Origin of the sequence: Sphingobacterium sp. UBA865, assembly GCF_002295765.1 — a bacterium.
Taxonomy (GTDB): domain Bacteria; phylum Bacteroidota; class Bacteroidia; order Sphingobacteriales; family Sphingobacteriaceae; genus Sphingobacterium; species Sphingobacterium multivorum.
On the sequence record NZ_DBGB01000004.1, the window covers coordinates 1 to 23,534 of the forward strand.

Below are 23,534 nucleotides of genomic sequence, written 5' to 3' on the forward strand. Positions count from 1 at the left end.
CTCTTTTAGTTGTAAATTTTTCTTTTAAAAAAGTCTCCGGTCAAATGTAGCAACTCAACTGGACGACTTGATAAAAGAGCTGGACAACCGGATCTTTTACAGGGCCAACCGGCAGTATGTTATCAATGTCAATGCCATTGAAAGTATATGGATATACGGTCGCAATCAGCTTCGTATTCAAACAAAACCGCAAAGTACAACGCCTATCCTGATCAGCAAAAACAAAGTGGCGGAATTTAAGAAATGGCTCGACCGATGATTAATTATATTTTGACTTTATGCTGCCGAATTTTGACTTTACGCTGGCGCAGGCATCTTTTGTTGTGATTGACCGGGAAAAATGAGGTCTATTTATTTTGAAATCCTACTAAATTCGAAGGGAATCTGGAGACTGTCGCCAGCAACATTGGCCTTCAACTTTTCACCTTCACGCCAGTAGGTAATTTTTTTAGGAAAGGGCAGCGAATCATTATTACACTCGAACAGGCCGTCTTTTAGCATGGTTATCTCAAATGCGATAAAATCTTTCTCATCGGGCGTTTTAACCAATAAATTCCAGTCGCCATCGTATTTTAATAATTGCATTTTTTCCTGATGGATGGTATCCAGGTTTTGCAGGGTAAAAGCAAAACCTGCATATTCAGTGTCTTTGATTTTCTGCCAATATTCAAAAGTCCGTTTATCTTTGGCTTCGTTGGTACGCTGCCATTTTCCCAATAACCAGTCGAAGTTTTCGGATGGCTCATTTTGAATTCCTAGGCATTGGACAAAAACGAGCAGCATGAATACTGAAATCCAAACGTTGATTAATTTTGCCATCTTATATTTCGTTTTAAAGTTTTATCAACTGATGATTGTAACTTGTGAAACAGGTATGCAACATAAACAAGGGGTTTTGTTGTCCCTATGTGAATAAATTTAATGAAAAAAAATCGGAGTTTGAAAAGTATTATCTTGGTAGTCACTTTGTTAATTTAGCTTAATGTTTGTTAAATCGGATCTACCCTAAGCAAACATTTATAAATAATTCGTTATTTAGGTATAAAAGGAAACAGGATGATGTCCGATTTTAAAAAAAATATGCACCTGGCAAATCGCGCCGGATTTGGGATGAGCCTAAAGCAGATTACGACTTTTGAACAGCAGTCTACCGCAGTACTCTGGAAGCAATATGCTCAGGAACATGAATTTCATCCCATCAGTTTCAATACGGACCAGACTGACGTCAATTATAATGCGCTTTCCAAGTTGAATGCCGCAGACAAAAAGCAGGTGCAGCAGCTCAACCGAAAGCGTAATATTGAGATCAACCTTAATTTCCTGAATGAAATGGTGCATAGCGAAGATCAGCTCAGGGAGAAGATGGCCTTTTTTTGGCACGGACATTTTGCTAGCCGGGTTATCAATTCCAATTTTAGCGCCCATATCCTCAACGAAATCAGAAAAAATGCGCTTGGAAATTTTCGGGATCTGCTGTTCGCCGTTTCCAAAACTCCGGCTATGCTCAATTTCCTCAACAACCAGCAGAATAAAAAAGACCATCCCAATGAAAACTTTGCCCGGGAAGTGATGGAACTCTTTACGATGGGGCGTGGCAACTATACGGAATCGGATGTGAAGGAAGCTGCGCGTGCATTTACGGGCTGGTCATACGATAAGGATGGCCAGTTCTTGGTGCGTAAAAAGTTTCATGACTCGGGCAGCAAAACATTTTTGGGAAGAACCGGAAATTTCGACGGCAATGCTATCCTGGAAATTATCTTGGAACAACCCGCTACGGCCCGATTTATCACCGATAAACTCTACCGTTTTCTGGTCAACGAACAAGTGGATCAGAAAATCGTCGACACGCTGAGTAAAGATTTCTTCGATTCAGGATATGATATCAGGCGGTTGCTAGACCGTGTATTTACGGCAGCCTGGTTTTACGACTCCAAAAATGTGGGCAACAAAATAAAGTCACCGGTGGAACTCATGGCTGGTATCATACGCATGCTGCCCATGGAGATAGCGAATCCCGAAAACCTGATTGTTTATCAAAAGTTGCTGGGACAGATGCTCCTGTATCCGCCGAATGTAGCGGGATGGCCATCTGGAAAAGCCTGGATCGACAGCTCTACCTTGTTGCTCCGGATGCAGATACCACAGATATGGACAGGCTTACGGCCGCTGGACCTTGATGCACAGAATGACGACGACCTCGATATGGGGCTGAAGCAGTCGCGGGCGCTGGCTAATGCCTACAAAAATCCCAAAATATCCGTTGACTGGGATGGGGTAGAGGCTGCATTTGCAGATCGGGATCCCTTTGAGCTCTTGTTGCAGCAGCAACCTTCCTTTGGTAAAACACTGCGCGATAGCTACGCTGGGGGAAGCCGCCGTAGGACTATTATTGAAGTAATGAGTATCCCCGAATATCAACTCTGTTAATCGTAATAAGAAAGCCATGATCATCAAAAGACGCCAATTTCTCAAAGCAGGTTCACTTGCAACAGCATCACTGCTGCTGCCCAATTTCTTAAAAGCCATGTCTTTGCCCGAAGCGCTGGAAAGGGGACATAAGGTGTTGGTCATCTTGCAGCTTAGTGGCGGCAATGATGGGCTGAATACCATTGTTCCGATGCGCAATGATATCTATTTTCGGGAAAGGCAGACGATTGCGGTCGATAATGCACTAACGCTCACAGATGAAGCAGGTATTCATCCGGCTTTACCTTTTTTCAAGACACTTTATGATCGTGGCGAACTGGCCGTACTCAACAATGTCGGCTATCCTGATCCCAATAAATCGCATTTCCGCAGCATGGATATATGGCATAGTGCGAGCCGAAGCGACGAGTATCTGGAGAGCGGCTGGATAGGTCGCTACCTCGACCAGGCCTGTTACGACTGCGGTCATCCGACGCAGGCGCTCGAAGTGAATGATATGCTGAGCCTTGCCCTCAAGGGAAAACAGAAAAAAGCGTTTGCGTTTAAAGACCCCAAGAAGCTTTATCAGACCAGCCGTGAAGAGTACTTTAATGCACTCTATCAGGAACATCAGCATCAGCATGATGAGGAGACAGTCGCCTATCTGTATCAGACACTGGGCGATACGATCAATAATGCCGACTATATTTTTGAACAGAGTAAAGCCAGGAAGACCGCAGCAGCGTACCCCGATTCGGTGCTTGGAAAGGATCTGAAGACGGTATCGTCGTTGATTAAATCGGATATCAATACACAGGTATACTATCTGCAGATCGGTAGTTTTGATACGCATATCAATCAGCAGCAGCGGCAGGAGAGTCTATTCCACACCATCAACGATGCCGTGGAGGCGTTTGTGGACGACCTCAAGAAAAATGGTCTTTTTCAGCATGTCATGCTGATGACCTTTTCGGAGTTTGGTCGTAGGGTGGCCCAGAATGCCAGCAATGGCACTGATCATGGTACGGCCAACCAGCTTTTCTTTCTATCCGGAGGCCTAAAAAAACAAGGCCTGCTCAATGCTTTGCCTGACCTAACCCAGCTCAATGAAGGGGATCTCCAGTATACGGAAGATTTTCGAAAAGTATACGCAACACTGCTGAAAAACTGGCTTGATGCGGATTCCACCAAAATATTGGGCTGGAAAAATGGGATTTATGATTTTATCTAGCCAACTGCGACGTCTTTCTTGTTTATTTTTCTTGTCACAGATTCCATATAAGGAATGATACAAAACCATATTGTTTCATTTTCATACGAACAATTCTACTGTTTGGTTGTTTAAATTAGAGAAAATGTAATTTAATGTGCTTTATATTAGAATAAAAGCAACATAATACTCTTTTTGTTTCTAAACCTTACATTTTTAATAAAATAAATACTGATATGAACAATTTAGAAGTGAACGATGTCCAGCAACATTGGAATAATTTTATTTCCTCTGCCATTGCCTGGGCGCCCCGTATTATTACTGCCGTAATTTCTGCTTTACTTATTTATCTGATCGGATCCTGGATCATCCGCCTAATCAAACGGATGATAGACAAGGCATTTGAGCGGCGACAAATGGATGTCTCCTTGCAGCGATTTTTAAGCAATCTCATCAGTTGGATTTTAAATATCTTATTATTTATCGTTGTCGTTACACAATTGGGGGTGCAAACCTCGGCATTTGTGGCCATTATCGGTGCAGCAGGTCTGGCCATAGGTCTGGCCCTGCAGGGATCCTTGTCCAATTTTGCCGGCGGTATACTGATTTTACTCCTCAAGCCTTTCCGCGTGTGCGATTACATAACTTCCACTACAAATATCGCGGGTACGGTGACAGAAATTGATATCTTCAATAACAAGTTAAATACACCACAAAATCGACAGGTGGTTGTTCCAAATGGGGTGTTGTCAAATAGTAGCATCACCAATTATACAAACTTGGAACACGTCGCACATGGTTTGACATTGGCGTTGCCTACGATGCTGATCTGAAACAGGCAAAAGAAATACTCCTCAATATCGTTAGAAGCAATGAATTTGCCTTTAAAGAGCCGGCGCCGCAGGTGGTGGTGACAGAACTTGACGACAGTGCAATCAATCTTTCTGTGCGCGTCACGACTTCCAACGAAAACTTTTGGACCATGCAGGAACAGCTGATCATTGACTGTAAGGAAGCTTTGGATAAGGCTGGGATTGAAATTCCATTTCCGCAGCGCGATGTACATATCCGAAATAATTCCTAATTGAGGAGAGAGGCTATCGACTGGTAGAAGAAATCCGCGCTATGTTAACTTTTTTCTCCATGCTGAATATAGTGCAGCACAAAGCCGTTTGAGCGAACTCAGACGGCTTTGTTTATTGAAACGTAAATGAATGTTACCCGGTAGAAGATTGGTGATTGTCCCCTATGTCCTTTTTTATCGGTTTATTATCCGGTTATGGAGGGCGCTATAGGGCTGATACTTTTACTAACCAAAAGTAGGTATTCAATGTACATATTTCCGCCAGCTTTTCTTTACCAATTTACTCAATTTTTAGTGGAAGAAAAGATAGTTGAAAATAAAGTCTACTAATATTGTAGATTTTATTTTATGTTTACTATATTTGTTTTATCAACCTAGGAGATAAGCTTGGGGCTGATCGCCTTCGGATTTATCAAGTTCTTTCCCATGCAGATGCCATTTCCATCACTTGCCAATCTGAATACCGATATCGGTGAATATGCCCCCTTTAAGTTGTATTGGCAAATCGTCGGTGTATCCTATAAATATGAGATCTTTTTAGGCTTTTTGGAGATAGCGGCGGGAAGCCTGCTCTTCTTTCGGCCCACGGTCGTAATAGGAGCCATTATCAATGCTGGAGTCCTCTTTAACATTGCCCACGCCAATATTGCCTACGATGGCGCAGTTCATGTATACAGTTCATATTTTGTATTGCTTTCCCTTTTTCTATTGCTGCAGTATCTGCCTGCAATCTGGAAGCTTTTTATCCTGCGCGAACCAGTAAGCACCTATTACTATGTGCCCAAGTTTGTCAGGAAGTGGAATAAGCCATTTTATTTTGGCCTAAAGGCGACCATTGTGGTCCTGTTTATTTTCGTTTATGGCTTTTATCGCTATGAACGATTCTATGATGAAGGGCGTCTAAAAGAACCCATACTTCCTGGGCTAGCAAAAGCTGCAGGACATTGTGAGGTTTCGAGTTTTCTGCTGAATGGAAAGTCTCAGGCTTATTCACCTGCCGATTCGGTACGCTGGCATGAGGCCTTTTTCGAACGATACTCAACCTTGGTCTACAAGGTCAATAAAGCCAATTCGATCGATCTTGGCAATGGTACCCCAGCTTTAAATGATGTGCTCAAAACTTACGAGTTTACAGGCCGGGCCGGAGGGAAGAACTACCTCTACTATGAAATAGACTCGACAGAACATGCACTGTATCTGATCGATAAAAATCAGAAATTTAGTAAGGAACAACGTAAAAAACTAGATGAAAAACTAGATGTGGGACTGAAAGCGCTGTATGGAAAAGCGCAGGGCGATAGTCTGCATGTGCTGAAATGGGTGTACGAACGACCAACAGCAGAACAGATCAAACTCAAAGGGCTGGATGCTAGTGGTAATAACCTCTAAATTACCCTCAATCGCGTCAAAGAATCCTATCTCACCGGTAAAGAATGGTATATGAAAAATACACTATTTACCTACTAATTGTCTAAAAAAAAGAATGTTATGAATAGAAGATCATTTATCCATCGTTCAGCTGTCCTTTTTACCCTTGCTTCGGCAGGTCAGGGGGTATTCTGTTTTGGAAATACCAATAATTTAGCGAATGGCTATAGCATCAGGCAGTTTGAAGATGAAGGCCTGGTACAGTTTTCCTATGCGATCTTGGCCGACAAGAAAATTGTGCTTGTGGACCCGGCCCGTGATCCAAGGCCCTATTACGCTTATGCAAAGGAGCAGGGAGCGAAAATTATCGCGGTTGTGGAAACACATCCGCATGCTGATTTTGTGAGTTCCCATCTGGAGATTCATCAGGATCTGAAAGTTCCGGTTTATGTCAGCAAGCTTGTCCGTGCGACCTATCCCCACCATACTTTTGACGATGGCGATACCTTAAAGATTTCGGACCATATTGTTTTGCATGCCATCAATACAGCCGGACATTCACCAGATAGCATCTCTGTTTTGCTAAAAGAAAATGGTCGCGATGTGGCGATCTTTTCGGGGGATGCGGTATTGATTGGTGGAGTTGGAAGGCCCGATCTGCGTGAGTACTCGGGAGAACAGGCTACGCAGCGTGAAAAACTGGCGCGGCAGCTCTACCACACCGTCCATGATATCTATGCAAGGTTAGGCGATCAGGTGCTTTTGTATCCAGCTCATGGCGCTGGATCACTTTGCGGAAATGCGATAAAGGGTGCTAAGCAAAGTACCATTGGTGCTGAAAGAACCCATAATTTGGCTTTTCAGCAAAAATCGGAAGAAGCGTTTGTCCAGCAGATTCTGGCAGACCGTCCGCCTGTACCGATTTACTTCCCTTATAATGTAGCATTGAATCGTCGGGGAGCAAAGCCATTATTGGCTTCTTTGTCGGGTATTTCAGTGGTTTCGGCAGCGGCGGTGCCCCAGGCGCTGAGCACTGTCCTCGATACCCGCCCCGCTTCAGAATTTAAGGCGTCACATTTTCCGGAGGCCATTAATATTCCCGAACGTAGCAAGTCAGAATCTTGGGTAGGGACTTTTATTGAACCGAAAGACGGCTTTTATCTTGTTGTCGATACCAAAGAACACGGTCAGGTGCAGCTCGAAAAGCTGGCTAAAATTGGCTATGAACAGTTTGTTAAAGGTATCGTGTTGTATGGGGATTTCGCGGGACAGCCTTCGACAGCTTTTGATCAGGCTGCATTTGACAGGGCGCAAGAGCAATATTTTATAGTCGATGTACGTACGGCCGAGGAAGCTAAGACTGGACCAGTATTCAAAGGGGCACATAACATTCCGCTGGCTGAATTGAAGGCACATATTGCCGAACTACCAGTGGATAAACCTATCGTTGTGCACTGCGCTTCGGGCTATCGCTCGGCCATTGCAAGCAGCCTCATCAGTGAATGGGCGCCAAAAGCGCAGGTCTGGGATATCGGTGAACATATTAAAAGCTATAAGCAATCGGTGAATTAACGAGAGGAATTACACTTAAATGCATACATGATATGAAAGATTTAAAATTATTGGCTAGCATGTTATTAGCAGTGGTGGTGTTGCTCAATGTGACCAACTGCCAATCCAGGCAGGATACGAAGGAAGCCGTAAAAAATAGTCAGGTTTCGTTTAAAAAGCAAGAAGGAGTTCGCTTTAAACAGGAACTTGAAAGCCTCAATGAAACAAACAAAGTGCCGGTACAAATTCCCGACAATCCGCGGATCGTCTATGCGACCGAACAGGATGTGCTGGAGCTGGAAAATGGTATTGTCCTTTTTGGATGGCCCAGCTGTCCATGGTTTCGGAATGCCATAACGCCGCTGCTGGAATTTGCCCAGGAGGAAAAGGCGGCTATTTATTACCTCAATATTCACGATATCCGGGATCTTAAGGAGAAAGATAAGGACGGTAAAGTGATCACGACCAAGGCCGGTAGCCCGGGTTATGAAGCTATTTTGGCAAAATTTCACGATATCCTAAATCCTTATACAGCTGTGGGGATTGATTCCATTAAACGGATTTCTTCGCCGACGGTATTATTTATTGAAAAAGGTAAAGGCGTGCATAAGGTTGTTTCTACGGTCGTTTCACAGACCGATCCGAAAATCAAGCTTGATAGTACACAGCGAAAGGAGCTAAAACAACGGTATCGCGCCTATTTTTTGGATGAACATATTATATAAATGATATTTCTTATAAAGTTGTTTGATAGGATTGTATATAAGTTCTAAAGATGGGTGCGGCCCGGAAAATAAATACTTTCAATGCAGGTGAAAATTTGTATCCAAGGGCATAAGTTATAGTAAGGGAATCAGTAGCTGAAAAAGCCATAAGGATACATGGTGTAAACATTATCGTAAATTAAATGGATAACATATGAAAAAAATAATCAATCTTGGACTTTTAGCGTTTGTTTTAACGACATTTACAGTCTCCTGCGGATCTGCAGGTAAAAAAAAGGATAATAGCAAATCGTTGTCCGATTCTACTTCGTCAAAGCGCTCAAAAAAGGAACAACCCAATACAGGCTGCGACTAGGAGTCATTAAAAACTAGCTTATGCGAAAATTTGATGCAATCATTATTGGTTCGGGACCAAATGGACTTGCTGCAGCGATTACCTTTCAGCAGCAGGGGCTGAGCACGTTGCTGATTGAGGGTGCCGATACAATCGGTGGGGGAATGCGAACCAAGGAACTTACAATTCCGGGTTTCAAACATGATGTCTGTTCGGCAATTCATCCCATGGCTATGGCATCGCCATTTTTCAGGAGTTTACCTTTGGAAGCATTTGGGCTATCTTTTGTTAAGCCTGAGTATGCGGCAGCACACCCATTGGACGAAGGGGAAACGGTGATTCTTTACCATAGTCTTGCCGAAACGGTAAAGGGTTTGGGGACGGATGGTGAAAGGTATCGTAAGCTGGTGGAAAAGGTCGTGACAGTTTGGGAGGGCCTTGCGACCGATATTATGGGACCATTATCCTTTCCGAAGCATCCTTTGTCTTTAGCCTCGTTTGGGCTGGATGCACTTCAGCCGGCAAGCTGGACAGCAAAGCGCTTTACTTCCGTGCAGGCACAGGCTTTATGGGCAGGGATGGCGGCTCATGGAATTCAGCCCCTAGACAACTGGACAACTTCTGCAATTGCCATTGTACTTGCGGCGGTAGGCAACAAATATGGCTGGCAAATACCGATTGGCGGCTCACAATCCATTGCCAATGCGCTGTTAGGCTATTATCAATCGTTGGGCGGGGAGATCCAAACAGGTTTTTGGGTAGAGGATGTTTGCGATCTGCCGTCCCATAAAGTTCTACTCTGTGATATCACACCCCGGCAGTTGTTGCAGCTCAAAGGTATAGGTCTTGCTAGCGGCTACCGCAGGCGCCTCGAAGGCTTTAGACAGGGAATGGGGGTATTTAAAGTCGATTGGGCGTTATCAGAAAAGACGCCTTTTAAAGATCTGCGCTGTCAGTGTGCGGCTACGGTGCATTTGGGAAATACCTACGCCGAAATTGCCGAAAGCGAGCAGCGGAGCCATCTTGGGAAGCAAGTGGATAAGCCTTTTGTGCTGTTTGCGCAACAGAGTGCGTTTGATTCCACTCGTGCTCCCGAAGGCAAGCATACGGGATGGGCGTACTGCCATGCTCCTAATGGGAGTAGGGTCGATTATACCGAAGCGATCGAAAATCAGATTGAGCGCTTTGCGCCGGGTTTTAAAGAAACCATTCTGGCCAAGCATAGCTTTTCTCCTATGGAGCTCGAAAAGTATAACCCAAATTACATCGGTGGTGATATCAATGGCGGTATTATGGATGTTTCGCAGTTGTACAGTAGGCCCATTTTGGCTCTAAATCCATACCGAACCTCTGTCGACACGATTTATCTCTGTTCATCATCGACGCCTCCGGGTGGTGGGGTGCATGGCATGTGTGGTTATCATGCTGCACGGACAGCACTCAAGGAACATTTCGGTTTGCTGTTGTAAACCACGCCGAATAAGCATTTCCTTATCTGCCTCTTTTTGTGGTACTTGTGGCTACAGGTTGGAAGAGAATACCTACTTGGATTTTAGGACAAAGGACAGTCTGTTATTCCAGGGAGCTACAAATTCTGCTGAATTGCAAGCTGTACTTGCCCAGTTGCCACAGAATAAGTGATTTTAGCCGTTTTTTTATTTTTCCGCAGCATAAAGTCTTTAGAAAAAATAAGCTAATGGCTGTGAGTTTCTAATTTCGGCAGTATTTTTGCAATATAGGGCTACGAAAACACCCCAAATAATATGTTGCATTAGGCCAAGATAATTTCTTGGCCTTTTGTATGTAATTCCCCCTTTCGTATGTAGACAATATCCCAGGTTAATACTTATGATGGCAATATCGGTTTCGATGTTGCTTTTTCTATCGCTAAATACTAAATAAAAAGAAATAAATCGATAAGAAGAAATAAATCGGTGCGTACGGCAAGTATAAACTTAGGAAAGACACTTTGGCCGGGGTAAGCTGGGCTCCTGACGCAATAAAATGCCTACCAAGCTATGATGCCGAAAAAGGAAACTTTAACACAGGTCAGGCAAAAGTTCATCTTGCCATCGCAGGGCGTACTACAGATGGATGGTATCCGATGGGTAAAGTTGATGTGTTATAAAGAGAACAATGTGTAACTATCTATTTATATTAACTAGGTCAAATGTCTTATTAATATAGATTTATTATTTTTTATTTTTGATATTGTGCCAGTTTGTCAGCCGTATACATAGGTACTCAATAGGCTTTAATGAAGTGTCTTGATTTCCGAAAGCAGTGTTTGTAAATAGGGCTATCCTAGACTTTGCTACAGGAGAATGCGGTCAACTTGTGCATTATCTTGACGAATGGGGTCAAGGGCCGGCTCACTTCGTTGTTTTTGTGTGCTGAACGCCTCAATTTAGCTTTTGTGGGGATGGATTAGACTCTGGTTTTTGCCATGGAAATGTCGATGGTGCGCTGTTATTTTATAGGGATGTCGGACTGGCTCCATTCGGAAAATCATGAGCCGTAGAGCAAATAAATTAGAGTTGTTGTGTTTTTAACAAATATGCTAATTATTTATATACAGTGTATTGTGTGTTTTATATCAATTAAAAGTATAGGTTTTGTTTTACCTCTTAAAGGCCGCTAAGGTGTCTTTGAAAAGACGATGTGTGGGATGAAAGGATGAAATGATTGTGGAAAAAAATCCATAAATTAGGGGAACTAAACAAGCTGTTTTATGAATGGAAAATTTATCCTAAAAGCTTTCTTATTATTTGCGCTTTGCCTGATCCATGTAATCGGTCATACGCAGGAAAGCAACAACAATAAGAAATTGTGGGCAAAATCAATTTTGAATCAAAAGGCGCCAAAACTTGAGGTGGAGCAGTGGCTCACAGATGTGCCTGATACAAAGGGTAAGTTTATCCTTATTGATTTTTGGGCTACTTGGTGTGGACCCTGCCGGAAAGTAATTCCCGAACTCAATGAATGGCATAAGAAGTATGGTGATAAACTCGTGATCATTGGCCTTTCGGATGAAAAAGCAGAGGTCATTAAAAAGGCGAAGGAGATTAAAATAGATTATTTCTCAGCGATTGATACGAAAGCGAAGTTGAAGAAACAGCTCGAAGTTCAGGGAATACCACATTGCATTCTAGTGGATCCTGAGGGCATTGTGCGTTGGGAGGGTTTTCCGACGTTAGAGGGGCATGAGCTCACCGATGATGTTGTTGCTCATATCATCAGAAAGTATTCCAGAAAGCGCGGGAGATTCAAGGATAGCAGTCCATACTTTCTGCGACAGGAAGAAGTGATGTTGGCTGGATTGTAAAAAGTCCTCCATATGCCAGACCGATCAATCGTCCGATTTTTTGCCGTACTTGGGTATGGAATAGATAAAAAAAAAGTGTAACGGTTGCCCGTTACACTTCGCAAGAAGATAAATAAATTATCTTCTTGTGTGTTTACTTAATTATGCGATACGTACGTTAACAGCATTAACGCCTTTTTTACCGTTTTCTACATCAAATGTTACACTGTCATTTTCGCGTACTTCGTTGATTAAACCAGATACGTGTACGAAAATGTCGTCTCCACCACCAGCAGGCGTAATAAAACCAAAACCTTTTGTTTGGTTGAAGAATTTAATAGTTCCTTCTTGCATTGTTTTATAAATTATATTAAAGTAATCTGTACTGCACTATTGTGATAAATGAATATGAACAATAGTTAATCGATTTTTTGCAAGAAATAGGATCTGATTTTAATGATCTTGGATTGACTCAAGTCCAAAAAGGTCTTTACCTCCGTTTTGCTAACAAAAAAGCTTCTGAAAATGCGAAAACTGAGTGTTAAGTATAACTTGACGATTTCAGATAAGCAAAGGCGGAGCCGATTATAATACAAATTTAAGTATAAAATATTGATATATACAGTGTTTTGTTATTTTTTATGAAATAAATCCTATGCAGGCTCTGTGTTAGCATAATAGCTACACGATGTAGTGGCAAAATTACATTAAACCCGATAAGTAAAAGCATTGATATTCATACCGGCGCCAACAGACGCAAATAGGATGATATCGCCTTCTTGAAGGGATTGATTGTCTAACTGACCACGGGCAATGAGATCATAGAGCGTAGGAATGGTTGCTACGCTGCTATTTCCAAATGTATGGATGGTCATTGGCATAATATCGGGCGGGGGTACTGTACTGTATAGTGCATAGAATCTCATCAGAATGGCTTCGTCCATCTTCTCGTTGGCCTGGTGGATCAGTATTTTTTTGATTGCCGTGATATCGATATCCGCTTTTTGAAGGCAATCCTGCATGGCTAAAGGAACTTTGCTGAGTGCAAACTCATAGATTTTACGTCCTTTCATTTTAATATACCGTATATCGGGGTTCTGCTCTTGTTGATAAGAGCTCCCAAAATTGAGATAGTTCGCTTCCTCAAGCGCATAAGTTGCACTTTCATGTGATAGGAGCCCTTGCTCTGTCGTAGTGGCTTCGATGATTACGGCGCCAGCGCCATCCGCATAGATCATCGAATCTCTGTCAAAAGGATCTATAACACGGGAAAGCGTCTCTGCGCCAATGACCATACAGCGCTTTGCCATACCTGATTTTATGAAAGCGTTGGCATGCAATACGCCTTCGTTCCAACCCGGACAGCCAAATAGTAGATCATAAGCCACACATTTTGGATTGCTGATACCGAGCTTTTTCTTCACCCTGCTTGCTAAACTTGGTACAGTATCCGATTGGATTTTGCCAGATTGCACATCGCCATAATTATGTGCAACAATAATATAGTCCAATGTTTCAGCAGCTATACCGGCGTCTTCAATGGCACGTTGACCAGCTAGGAAAGCAAGGTCTGAAGCCACTTGGTCAGGATCGGCGTAGCGGCGTTCCTCAATGCCGGTGATTGCCTTAAATTTTTCAATGACAGAAGCCGGCTCCTTGAACGGCAACCCATTTTCATCCAAAAAAAGATGGTCGGCGAAGTCTGCATTGGTTATTTTTTTTGATGGAATATAACTGCCAGAACCGATAAATCTAATGTTCATAATTGTTTCTCCGTACGTATTGTGTTTAAATATATTTCGACGATCATCCCCTTATGCTATGCTGATTCCTTATGGTCGTATACATTCACATTTCTGGCGGCTTATTTCCTTCTCAGCCTTAATTTACTAAATATTATCGGGATGGCGCTAATTTTCTTTCTCACACCAGTCCAGCAGTGGCTTGTATAAGCTCTGAATATCTTTCGGGTTATTGTCTTTATACAGGCGGAACAATTCGGCGTTAAATTCATCTGCTTTGGGAAATCCTTTTTTATTGACCATCATATCGTTGACGTTTTCAACAATCTGGCCAAAAAGATCATGATCATTTCCAAATTTATCGTAACAATATAAGATGAAAAGCCCCCAAGTTAAATACTCATCAAATACTTTTACCGGACTTGGATAATGAACTGTACTTTTGTTTTCTATATCGACCCATAAGTCCCTATTATTGAATATGGTATCAATCTGTTTTTTGTTTTTTTCGCTCAATGGACCTACGTAGTTGTGGTCTATCTCCGTAAAAATAATGCGTGTATTGAATGCTTTTTTGAATTTGGGGCTCCAGGATTCGTCTTCGCGGAGGGTGGGTAAAAAAAGCAAAATTTCTTTGAAACCTTTGTACTTGAAGGTGTGAGTAGCATTCATTCCGGCAATCAGGGGGGAAGTCAATACACGATAGCTATTGATTGTATAATCGAACTTCTTTTCTAACCATTCTTTTTGCTCGGCAATGGAAGCATACTCCTGATATGCTGTACGAAGGCTGTCGTAATAGCCTTGATGATCTTTGTAGAATGCCCGGTATCCGCTCTTTCTGGCGAATTCTTCCAGGTCGTTTTTATAAGCAGGGATAGGATTTGATTTCACTTGATAATTTCCAACTCCTCTCGCTGGAAAAATATAGATGTTTGTAGGTACTAATTGGTCGTTTTTGAACTTAAAGCCATATACATTGGCTGCTAAGAGGAAATAGTTGGTTAGATTCGCTCGCAGTTGCTGGTCAAATTTCTTTACGATAGGCAGATTGGAAAATGGGGTAAAATGCGCTTTGACCTCTTCAATATACGCCGTATTCTGCTTGGTCATGTTTGGATTTTCCTTACCAAAGTCAGTTATCGCAAAGATAATATAGATGAGTTCCTGTGCTTCATTGATTTCAACAGTTGTCTTGCCGTCGTTTTGGGCAATGTAGGCTTTGCTAAAATCGACGTCTTTTTCTTGGCAGATGGCCACGTTAGCCAGTAACACAAAGCATATTAAAATAAAAAAGATATTCCTTTTCATCGTATCGTTATTTCATATAATTATTGATAAGACATGTTGCTGACAACGTAACGTTTTACCGGTTATGGTCATGTCTGATTGGGGATTTCACTATGAAATGAAATATTCCCGACTGCAATTATAGGGAGATTTCTGCTTGTTTTATAATAAAATTTGTACAATTAGAAATGAATTCGGGTAATTGAAGAGGCTCTATATCATCAATAGCAAATAAATAACTTGCCAGGTTATCAGCCATAAGGGGTTGGAGCTGTATCACACAGTGGTTACAAAAGTACAAGGTGATGGGCAAGCCCGTATGGGGGAAGATTCGTACCTGCTTCGTACCTTATTCGGATGCGATACAGATATTGTACAGGTGCTGAACAGATATTGTCCAGACCCTAAACAGGAATTTTCTGGTGAAAAGCTGGTCAATAATTGTTGCAAGTCTGTTCATCTCCGAAGGTGGTACGAACACAATACGAACGCAAGCCGAAGACATTAGCCCACGACACAAAAAAACAACGGGTTAGCCTGCAGCAAAAAGTGGATTGGATTGGAAAAGCTCCAATGGAATTGAAGCCTTCATCTGGCGCCCTTTTTGAGCGTTAGATGAAGGCTTTATGTTTTAGTTAAATAGATATGCTGCAGGACTTCGCTGCGAAAAAGAATACAGCGAGCCATATGAGTCCTTTGGCCAGAAAGAAGAGAAATGCTCCAATTCCGGCACGCTTAAGCCATTTAGATTTGTTATCTTTTTGCTCCATTTATGGGATTAAACACGAACACTCCAATTTTAGTTCGCACTGGCAATAGGAGTGAATACTTCGCCAAAGTTATAAAAAGTTTGGTTTGCAATCTCTACTGCGCGATCGTAAGTCGCCGGATCTTCTGAATATTTGTTTAATACGGCTGTAAAACCAGCCCACATCTCACGGCTATTTTCGCCATAACCTTCGAAGAAAGAAGTTCCTTTGGTAACACCATATTTGTTGAGCATCTGCACGATATACGGACCACCCATGATTGAACCTTCCAAAACATATAATGATGCAAGTGCTTCCTGTACATTTGCTACAGCTGGAGCATTTGCTTCCGGCAGGCTATCTACGTTGCCACCCAGAGCTTCGATGTCGCTTTTGATGTAAGATGAGTTGCGGCGTTCGGCCAAATCTGGCAATACTTCTTCGGTTACAAAAGGAGCGATACTATCTTCTACGGCACGGAAATAAGCATAAAAGCCTTTCAATACTTCGGCGTAATCTGCTTCTGAACGAATATTTTTCAATTGGCGCACGATCGTTCCTTCTACGTTTTGGTGAGCTGCGTGCGTTTGCTCTTTGATATGTTGACTTAACATGTTCTTATTTTTATTTATAACGATTCTATACAAAGATTCGTATTTATTTCCACAAATTTATGCTGTTTTCTGCTTTATCATCTATGAAAAATGGTTTTAATTTAAACATAAGTATGACTAAATCCGGCTGCAATAAGTTTCTTACTTTAACCTAAAGTTTGTTTTAAGTAGCAAATTTTCGTCTGCTGGCATCGAAAAATAAGTAACCGACGAAATTGCTGTGCGGTTTTCGTCTTTTGTAATGTCCTTTAGCGCTGCTGCAAGCCAGGCTTCCTTTGGATCCCCGGGATGGCGGGAGGTTTCTACCGGAGCTAAGGCCAGGTCGACGGGTATGCCATCAAAATAATCACACCAGCCATTGGCATTCCGGATGAGAAATGAAGCTAGGTATACATCGAAATCTCCAATGTGGACTGAAAAAAAACCTACGGGTTTGCCAAATGTCTGCTGACCAATCAGGCGTATCGGAATATAAGGTTTGAAACTGCTGATCAGGAGTTCGCTTGCCGAAGCCGTGCGTTCTGATACAATGCATGACAGCTGCTGTAGTGAATTGAAATGTCCCTTTTTGATAAAGTAATGCGTATTGGCTTTTTCACTATAATCCACATCGGCGAGGGTGGCAGGGCGTCCTTTGTATTGGACCACTTTGCCATTGGCATCCAGATAGGGTTGCTTAAGGAGTAGTTTTGCTTTGCCTTGCTGTACATTCGGATGAAATTGTTCGCTGAACATAACTTTTTTATCCAGTTTGGCTGGGCTAATGAGGTTGGCTAAATATTCTGCCGTTTCCACATAACCGCCACCGTTATGTCGTAGATCGAGGATTAAATGAGTAACTTGCTTTTGAGCCAGTTGGGCTGAAAGCTGATCCAGTTCGGCCTTCACTGTCTGGAGCTGAGGAAAAGAGGGAATGTAAAGATAAGCAATCCGTTTGTTTCCCACAGACCAGTAGGACAGGTGTGTAGCATACTTGTAGGGTGTTTCTATGCTGGCTATGTGACCACTACTTTTCTTGTCGTTACGACGACGCTCCAGATATGAATATTTGGGTTTATTGGGGATGGTCGACAATTCGTAAGGTCTATCTTTCTTGTGCAAAGCGTATTGGCTGAGGGCAAAAAGTTCACGTTCATAGGCCGTTTGCTCGGGTTCTATTTGGGCATATTTTGTCCGCGGATCAAAGGTGGTATACGAAGGGAGAGCTTCCTGCCAGCGGTAGAGCTGTTTGGCATACAGGTAGATTGAGTCGAGCGTCAATTCTTTTTTTGTTCCTGTTTTTGGACTAATAAATTCATCGGGCAGCGTTGTTGTCTTACTGCCGTTCTGACAAGCTGTTATAGCAGTTATTGTAACTAATAGACCAACTATTGGGCGGATTCGATTCATGATTTGATGCGCATTTTGTTCCTTATGTCTGTAGTAGCTTCGCTACAAAATGGGTAATTATCTGAAATTTAATACTTTTTTACTTTTTTATTTCATATAAAAGCCTAATTTTGTGCCAATTTATTTAATTTTTGATGCCTCCGCTACTGTGGAGTACTCAAAATGTCCCAAAGGTATCCCCTTTGGGATTTTTTATTTTAGGGCAATACAGGTCGCTCTGTTTTGCTTGGCACATTGGATAAACTCTCCAAAAAAGCCAAGATATTTTCCTGTTCTTTACTACTTAATCGGACATTTTGGATATGTGGCGATAAGGTGCCATTGACCTGTTGTCCTGTCTTTTGGGGCATCCCTTGACTCAGTAGGTTGATCAGTTCACCTAAGCTCGAAATACTACCATTGTGTAGGTAAGGGGCAGTATGGACCACATTGCGCAGACCCGGTGTGCGAAATTTACCTTTGTCTGTTTCCAGGCCTGTTGCCTCAAAGCGACCATTGTCCAAGGCACCTTTGCTGGTAACAGCATAGCCCAGGTTATGAAAATCGAGATCGGTAAAGAAGGCACCATTATGGCAGTTGATGCATTTTCCTTTGGTCCGAAACAGATGTAGGCCTTCGAGCTGTGCATCGTTTAATGCCTGGTAATCTCCTTTGATAAAACGGTCAAAGGCGGTTTCGCCGCTGCTAATTGATCTTGAATACGCTGCTATGGCATCCAGCAATCCTTCGACGCTCATCGTCTGGCTCGAATAAGCCGCCTCATATAAACCGAGGTAGCCTGGTATAGCTTGCAGCTTAGCGGGTAAAGCAGCTGTATTTCCGCCCATTTCGATGGGGGAGTTGATGGCTTCGGCAATCTGCTCTCGATAAGTCATTGCGCGGCCATCGTGGAAGAGTTTGCCTTCCAGGTACCAGACATTTTCTAGGGAAGGTGTATTGCGGTGATGCAGTGCGATCCCATCTGCCGTTGTTTTTTGGTCGATCCAGTAGGTGTCCGGATGATGACATGAAGCGCAAGTCTTCATGCCATTACCGGTGCGGGGGTCGAAAAATAAGGCTTTGCCAAGTGCGATTAGCTCGGCCTTATCTTTCGATGGGTTTTCGGGTAAAGCGGCCAGTTCATGTACCTTGATATTGCTGTACCAAGCAGCAGCTGGCCATTGCGTTACCGATTTACTATATTGTTGGCGTAAGGTTTCTTCAGGTTGAGGGACAATCATTGGCTCTTCTGGTGTAGACTTACCTTTGCGGCAGCTGTATACAATGATAGCTGCTAATGCGATCATGATAAACTGCTTTGTTTGATTAGTGATAATCACGATTAAAATGAGTTGGTAAGGCGTATTAGTTTAGCGTGATATAATAAGTATCCTCTAATAATACTTTTCCTGATTTGTCTACCATTTTTAGCTTGTTGATTCCACTACCCGCTACGTTGGACGGTATAGGGATGGTGACCGTCATTGCGTTCACATCAAATACCGCATTGTTTATACTATATTCTTTATTCAGGTTATCCACTGCGATGAAATGGTCAAAATCGCTTTTAAAATAACGCTCGTAAAGGACTTTACTCTGCAAAGGAGCCACAAAGTTCTCTCCTTTTTTAACGCTATATAACAGATTATTCTTTATTAATACATTGAGGACGCTAGGTAAGACAGCCTCAAATGGATCGCTTACGATGGAATAACGGCCTGAGACCAATTTGACCTTATAGCCAGTACCTGCTTTGAAGTCATCTGGAGCAGCAAAAGTAACAGCAAAATTAGTGGGTACTATATTTTTGCTAATCGAAAGTAATGTTTCTTTTCCATCTTTATCTATTAAATAGCCTTTAGTTTGTGTCTCGCTAGGGATAATGTTTTCTCCGATAAAAGTAAACGTATTCGGATCAGTGATGTAGTATTGACCAGACGATAAACTATTGAATGTAGCTTGCACGAGGGGCTGATTGTATTGGAAGGTCAATGTATAATTTTTGCTGGATCCGTCCTGTGCGCGAACAGTATAGGTGATGGGTTTTTCGGATTGGAGTTTTATCGGTGTACCTGATGCCGGGGTAATAGTCGCTAATTCTGAAACTTTAATCGTAGGTGTAATGCTTTCGGGCTGCGCCACTAAGGGAGGCCAATATAAGATAATCTTGTCATTCACAATGCTGGCTGACAGTATTTTACCATTTGCATCCTGAATGCTAAAAGATTCGATGTCATTGTAGGGCAGGCTTGGGTATTCCGTTTTACAGGACCAGCATGTTAGTGCTAGCATAAAAATAGCTAGAAATTGAAGGATATGTGTTTGTTTTTTCAAAAATGAGTGTTGCATAATTTTTTTGGTTAAAAAAATCGTTATGCGGATGTTGATTAGGCTAAAAAGATCCGCAACCCATCCACCAGGTTGCGGAATCTTTCATTCATTAAATAGGAAGGACTATAATGCCTTAACTTCGATATTGGTATCTGCTTTTACTTGTAATTGACCTGCCACTACTTGTTGGCCAACATTTGTAAAGTTAATTAACTTAACAGCATACGAAGCTCCGGAAGAATTTCCGACCAATACGGTCAAAGGTTGGATTGCTTGGTTTGCATGGCTATCTAAATCATATTCATACCATTCGCCACTGCCCTGTGATGATACTGGAGTCGCTGTTGCCCAATCTGATGCTGTAACGGAAGAGATGTCTTTTGCTACCGTTCTGATCGAATAAGATCCATTAGCCTTGATCGAACCATTTACATGGCTAAAGAATGCAACCTGACCAGAGCTACTCAAGCTTTGTGCACCTGTAGCAAGGTCTACATATACCGCAGGCCAAGTTGCTGCAGCGGCTGGGCTCCACCATTGACCTACAACAGAGTAGTTACTATTTGCCTTAGCTTGGTTCAGCGCCAAAGGAGCTGTTGCTGATTCTGTTGTTGGGGCTGCTGCCCATACTGCTGCCGATAGCACAGTCACGGCCATCGCTGATTTTAAGATAGTTTTGATGTTTGAGTTCATGTTGAGATCTCCTCTTGTTTTAATTTATTTAATTTTGATGCCACCATGGCATACTGTGGATGCTTGTTTAGGATTCCGTTATTGTACTTGGAGACAGCTGTGTCTTTACAACATCGGCCCAGTCTTTAAATTGGAATTTGATCTGCAAATTATCAAAGGTTCCGATTGGCAGAGTCGCTGGTAATGAAACTGTCATTTCGGTACGGTTATAAGATTTGATTGTCAATGGATAATCTTTTCCATTAAGTGTCATGATAACGGCCGTAGGATCTAGAATAACCTTATCTAGGCCAGCTTTTATGGTCCAATCTTTATTTTTTGCGAGATTTAGACCCAATAAGCTAACAATTACATCAGGTTGACGATACGTAATTTTGAGCGGATTGGCTAGTGTAATGGTGTGGTTGATGTTGGTCACCTCCACATCATAGGTGCCTGCTTTAATATCGGACGGAATACGGTTTTCTCGTTCAGTTCCCGTATAACTTAATTGATAACCAACATTTCCTGATACTTTCAAGCTATTGGGCTTAGCCATCTTATAGCGTTCTTTGGTCTCTTGATTAATCAATGCGATACTGACCAATGCGGGATTGGTATGCATGAAAGTCCCATTTATCGCTGGAAATGCACCTCCAGGCCCTTTTGTAAGTGAAATGGAAGATGTCGATGCAAAAGTCGCTTCAAAAGATGGCGTACTTTGTAGCTCAATCTTTAAGCTATAGGTTCTTGTGGTGCCTGTAGCGGACTTTACGGTATACGTCTGTTTTTTTTCATCTGTTTTAACGGGCAAAATTTCTTCTGTTAAACTGGCTCCGTTAGCAACTTTAATAGTCGGATCGATGACGAGCAAGCCATAATAATAAGGGAGATATACCGTAATGGTATTGGCCTCATTGTCAATGGCACCGTAAATGACATCATCATTGGGGAGGTTGGTGACCTTGTATTCGAGTATTTTATCTGCAGGAAGTAAGGCTAATTCTTCCGTTTTGGTGCAGCGGGTTAGCAGCAATCCTAAAAAAAGGAAGCTTAAAATGCTGTATAATCTTTTCATGTTAGTTTAGTGTCTAAATCAGAATGCGTAGCTTATCGTATTTAGTTAGCAATCACAAATTTGCTACTACCAGCTTTGGCAAGTACATATTGGAATGTAAAGAATGGTGTTGGTGAATCTTTAAACCAATCTTTTGGATCCAAAAGGTCTTTGTAGATACTTTGTATCTTGATCTTGGCGTAGTTCCCCTGGGCTGTACGGACGATCAATGTATTACTTTCGATGGGATAGCAAACGTGTTTTTTGTTTTCCGCTCCACCACCTTTGATTACGCCGTCAAAATCATATAAATACCAACCTAGGCCTTCACCAAACGCTCCTGAGTCATCTGTACCATAGGCTTTTTCACCTTTTCGGAATTCGGCATCTGAGGGGATATCGATTACATCTTCAAATTTTTTCTTGACAATTAAGATACCGCCTTTGCCTGGGCCTCCTTTACCAAATCCGTTTGCTGTGTTGTTGCAATTGATAAAACTGCGGTATATTTCTGAGCAAGAGATGTCCCATCGTGCGGTTAGTTTATAATCCGGTGTCACAGCTTTGTTCTGTTCCAAACTATAATATATTGGTGATTGCGCTGTGTTTGGTGCACTACCCGCGGGTAAATCTTCGCCAAAATTCTTAACCGTAATCAAGCGGTTGAACATAGCTTCTGGTGCAACAGGATCTGGTTCAGGCTCTACTGCTGTGGGCTCGCTTTTGCTGCAAGACCCCAACACAATTAAAAATGCCAATACCGGTATGAATTTTAATAGTTTACTGCGTTTCTTTATTGTCATTGTTACTCGTTTTTTTTGTTAGTTGATAACTTGTCCCTTTTCTATACATGCAGTAGGGGTATTAATACGTTATTTTTATTTAAATTGATTCTAAATAATAGTAAAGATAAAATCTTTTGCTGATAAAGTGTGTATGAAAATTGGTATTTAATATATTTTTTTCGGTTTTTGATTTTTGCTTAACAAAGGCAGCTGGAATTTTAACCAGCTGCCATGTAGGTATTATTTAAATTCTTGGTAATCGATGGAGTAGAAAAAATAATTGTTTGGTGCGATTTCACGATTCATCGTTTCATTCTCATAAACATTATTCATCCTAATTTTAAAAAAGGGTTTACCTTCCTTTGAAATGATAATTGTTCGATTTGCTACAGCTAGAACTTGGTGATTTGGTTGTCCTGTATAATTCGCCCAACCAATTACATTTGGGGCGTAAGACGATTGAAGTCCTAAAAGATTATTTGAAGCAGACGTAAACTGGTCGGTAGATTTTACATCTTCAAAAGCTTTGTCAATAAAGGATAAGGTGTAGCCTTTAACATTATTTGTTATTAAATCTACATTGGAGCTTTTCGCGTTAAAAGAAACAATAAAATCGCTCGCATTTAAGCCATCATTCTCTTTAAAATCAAAATAATAGGTTTGCGCTGCAGTTGTTGTTGCTTTTCCATCTTCACCGATAGTAAATTGTTTGAAGTTACGTAGTGAATAGGTATTGCCTGTACGCTTGATTGTTCCTTGTGTATTGATCGTTTTGGAAACCTTTGTTAAATCAACAGTTTCACCGTCTTTGACCATAACCTTAGCTTGGTATTCCGGCTCGACTTGCTCCACCTTATCATCATCCTTGCTACAAGAAGTAAAACCTAAACTCAATGCACATAGTAGTGCTGCTGTTGTAAATAATCTATTCATCTTTAATT

The 23,534-nt window shown here is 41.9% G+C and carries 24 protein-coding genes; 12 read left to right on the forward strand and 12 right to left on the reverse strand.

The window, feature by feature from the left end:
* Window positions 1-58: 58 nt before the first annotated feature.
* Window positions 59-259, forward strand: a complete 201-nt coding sequence (locus tag B2O97_RS01745; protein ID WP_115048430.1) for a LytTR family DNA-binding domain-containing protein — start codon at window positions 59-61, stop codon at window positions 257-259.
* A gap of 92 nt (window positions 260-351) precedes the next feature.
* Here the strand turns inward: B2O97_RS01745 and B2O97_RS01750 are convergent, their stop codons facing one another.
* Entirely contained in the window at window positions 352-819 is a 468-nt protein-coding gene (locus B2O97_RS01750) for a hypothetical protein (RefSeq protein ID WP_201303525.1), read from the reverse strand.
* A gap of 237 nt (window positions 820-1,056) precedes the next feature.
* Here B2O97_RS01750 and B2O97_RS01755 point away from each other — a divergent pair, with 237 nt between their 5' ends.
* From B2O97_RS01755 to B2O97_RS01805, 11 genes are all read left to right on the forward strand, one after another.
* Window positions 1,057-2,430: a DUF1800 domain-containing protein gene (locus tag B2O97_RS01755; protein WP_286766823.1), complete on the forward strand. Its 1,374-nt coding sequence runs from the start codon at window positions 1,057-1,059 to the stop codon at window positions 2,428-2,430.
* A 16-nt stretch (window positions 2,431-2,446) separates the two neighbouring features.
* Entirely contained in the window at window positions 2,447-3,640 is a 1,194-nt protein-coding gene (locus B2O97_RS01760; RefSeq protein ID WP_286766824.1) for a DUF1501 domain-containing protein, read from the forward strand.
* 215 nt (window positions 3,641-3,855) lie between these two features.
* Window positions 3,856-4,452: a mechanosensitive ion channel family protein gene (locus B2O97_RS01765; protein ID WP_286766825.1), complete on the forward strand. Its 597-nt coding sequence runs from the start codon at window positions 3,856-3,858 to the stop codon at window positions 4,450-4,452.
* Window positions 4,453-4,478: 26 nt separating this feature from the next.
* Window positions 4,479-4,703 (forward strand): mechanosensitive ion channel family protein, encoded by a 225-nt coding sequence (locus B2O97_RS01770; protein ID WP_349675887.1) that lies wholly within the window; start codon window positions 4,479-4,481, stop codon window positions 4,701-4,703.
* Window positions 4,704-5,129: 426 nt separating this feature from the next.
* Window positions 5,130-6,092, forward strand: coding sequence for a hypothetical protein (locus tag B2O97_RS01775; protein WP_286766826.1), 963 nt, complete (start codon window positions 5,130-5,132; stop codon window positions 6,090-6,092).
* A 99-nt stretch (window positions 6,093-6,191) separates the two neighbouring features.
* On the forward strand, window positions 6,192-7,643 hold the full coding sequence (locus B2O97_RS01780) for an MBL fold metallo-hydrolase (RefSeq protein ID WP_286766827.1): 1,452 nt from the start codon (window positions 6,192-6,194) through the stop codon (window positions 7,641-7,643).
* Window positions 7,644-7,675: 32 nt separating this feature from the next.
* A complete protein-coding gene (locus tag B2O97_RS01785; RefSeq protein WP_286766828.1) occupies window positions 7,676-8,347 on the forward strand; it encodes a hypothetical protein in 672 nt (223 codons plus the stop codon).
* Between the two features lie 193 nt (window positions 8,348-8,540).
* A complete protein-coding gene (locus tag B2O97_RS01790) occupies window positions 8,541-8,702 on the forward strand; it encodes a hypothetical protein (protein WP_153847574.1) in 162 nt (53 codons plus the stop codon).
* Between the two features lie 20 nt (window positions 8,703-8,722).
* Window positions 8,723-10,150 carry a phytoene desaturase family protein gene (locus B2O97_RS01795; RefSeq protein ID WP_286766829.1) on the forward strand — a complete coding sequence of 476 codons (1,428 nt, stop codon included), beginning with the start codon at window positions 8,723-8,725 and terminating at the stop codon, window positions 10,148-10,150.
* Window positions 10,151-10,650: 500 nt separating this feature from the next.
* Entirely contained in the window at window positions 10,651-10,809 is a 159-nt protein-coding gene (locus B2O97_RS01800; protein WP_286766830.1) for a hypothetical protein, read from the forward strand.
* Window positions 10,810-11,412: 603 nt separating this feature from the next.
* Window positions 11,413-12,006, forward strand: a complete 594-nt coding sequence (locus B2O97_RS01805; protein WP_286766831.1) for a TlpA family protein disulfide reductase — start codon at window positions 11,413-11,415, stop codon at window positions 12,004-12,006.
* 141 nt (window positions 12,007-12,147) lie between these two features.
* Here B2O97_RS01805 and B2O97_RS01810 read toward each other — a convergent pair whose 3' ends face one another.
* The 11 genes from B2O97_RS01810 to B2O97_RS01860 all read right to left on the reverse strand — a co-directional run bounded on the left by B2O97_RS01810 (window position 12,148) and on the right by B2O97_RS01860 (window position 23,526).
* Entirely contained in the window at window positions 12,148-12,339 is a 192-nt protein-coding gene (locus tag B2O97_RS01810; protein ID WP_070566486.1) for a cold-shock protein, read from the reverse strand.
* 353 nt (window positions 12,340-12,692) lie between these two features.
* The gene (locus B2O97_RS01815; protein ID WP_115048445.1) at window positions 12,693-13,748 is read right to left on the reverse strand and encodes a 3-oxoacyl-ACP synthase III family protein; all 1,056 of its coding nucleotides are present in this window, start codon (window positions 13,746-13,748) and stop codon (window positions 12,693-12,695) included.
* A 147-nt stretch (window positions 13,749-13,895) separates the two neighbouring features.
* Window positions 13,896-15,038: a DUF4932 domain-containing protein gene (locus B2O97_RS01820; RefSeq protein ID WP_286766832.1), complete on the reverse strand. Its 1,143-nt coding sequence runs from the start codon at window positions 15,036-15,038 to the stop codon at window positions 13,896-13,898.
* A gap of 778 nt (window positions 15,039-15,816) precedes the next feature.
* Complete coding sequence (locus B2O97_RS01825; protein WP_286727603.1) at window positions 15,817-16,380, reverse strand: biliverdin-producing heme oxygenase; 564 nt, start codon at window positions 16,378-16,380, stop codon at window positions 15,817-15,819.
* Between the two features lie 141 nt (window positions 16,381-16,521).
* Complete coding sequence (locus B2O97_RS01830; protein ID WP_286766833.1) at window positions 16,522-17,769, reverse strand: S41 family peptidase; 1,248 nt, start codon at window positions 17,767-17,769, stop codon at window positions 16,522-16,524.
* Window positions 17,770-17,966: 197 nt separating this feature from the next.
* On the reverse strand, window positions 17,967-19,055 hold the full coding sequence (locus B2O97_RS01835; protein ID WP_286766834.1) for a cytochrome-c peroxidase: 1,089 nt from the start codon (window positions 19,053-19,055) through the stop codon (window positions 17,967-17,969).
* A gap of 58 nt (window positions 19,056-19,113) precedes the next feature.
* Window positions 19,114-20,097 (reverse strand): hypothetical protein, encoded by a 984-nt coding sequence (locus tag B2O97_RS01840; protein WP_286766835.1) that lies wholly within the window; start codon window positions 20,095-20,097, stop codon window positions 19,114-19,116.
* 105 nt (window positions 20,098-20,202) lie between these two features.
* A complete protein-coding gene (locus B2O97_RS01845; protein WP_286727599.1) occupies window positions 20,203-20,772 on the reverse strand; it encodes a hypothetical protein in 570 nt (189 codons plus the stop codon).
* A gap of 67 nt (window positions 20,773-20,839) precedes the next feature.
* Entirely contained in the window at window positions 20,840-21,829 is a 990-nt protein-coding gene (locus B2O97_RS01850; protein ID WP_286766836.1) for a hypothetical protein, read from the reverse strand.
* Between the two features lie 41 nt (window positions 21,830-21,870).
* Window positions 21,871-22,611 carry an HmuY family protein gene (locus B2O97_RS01855; protein ID WP_286766837.1) on the reverse strand — a complete coding sequence of 247 codons (741 nt, stop codon included), beginning with the start codon at window positions 22,609-22,611 and terminating at the stop codon, window positions 21,871-21,873.
* Window positions 22,612-22,833: 222 nt separating this feature from the next.
* The gene (locus B2O97_RS01860) at window positions 22,834-23,526 is read right to left on the reverse strand and encodes a hypothetical protein (protein WP_115048471.1); all 693 of its coding nucleotides are present in this window, start codon (window positions 23,524-23,526) and stop codon (window positions 22,834-22,836) included.
* Window positions 23,527-23,534: the final 8 nt, after the last annotated feature.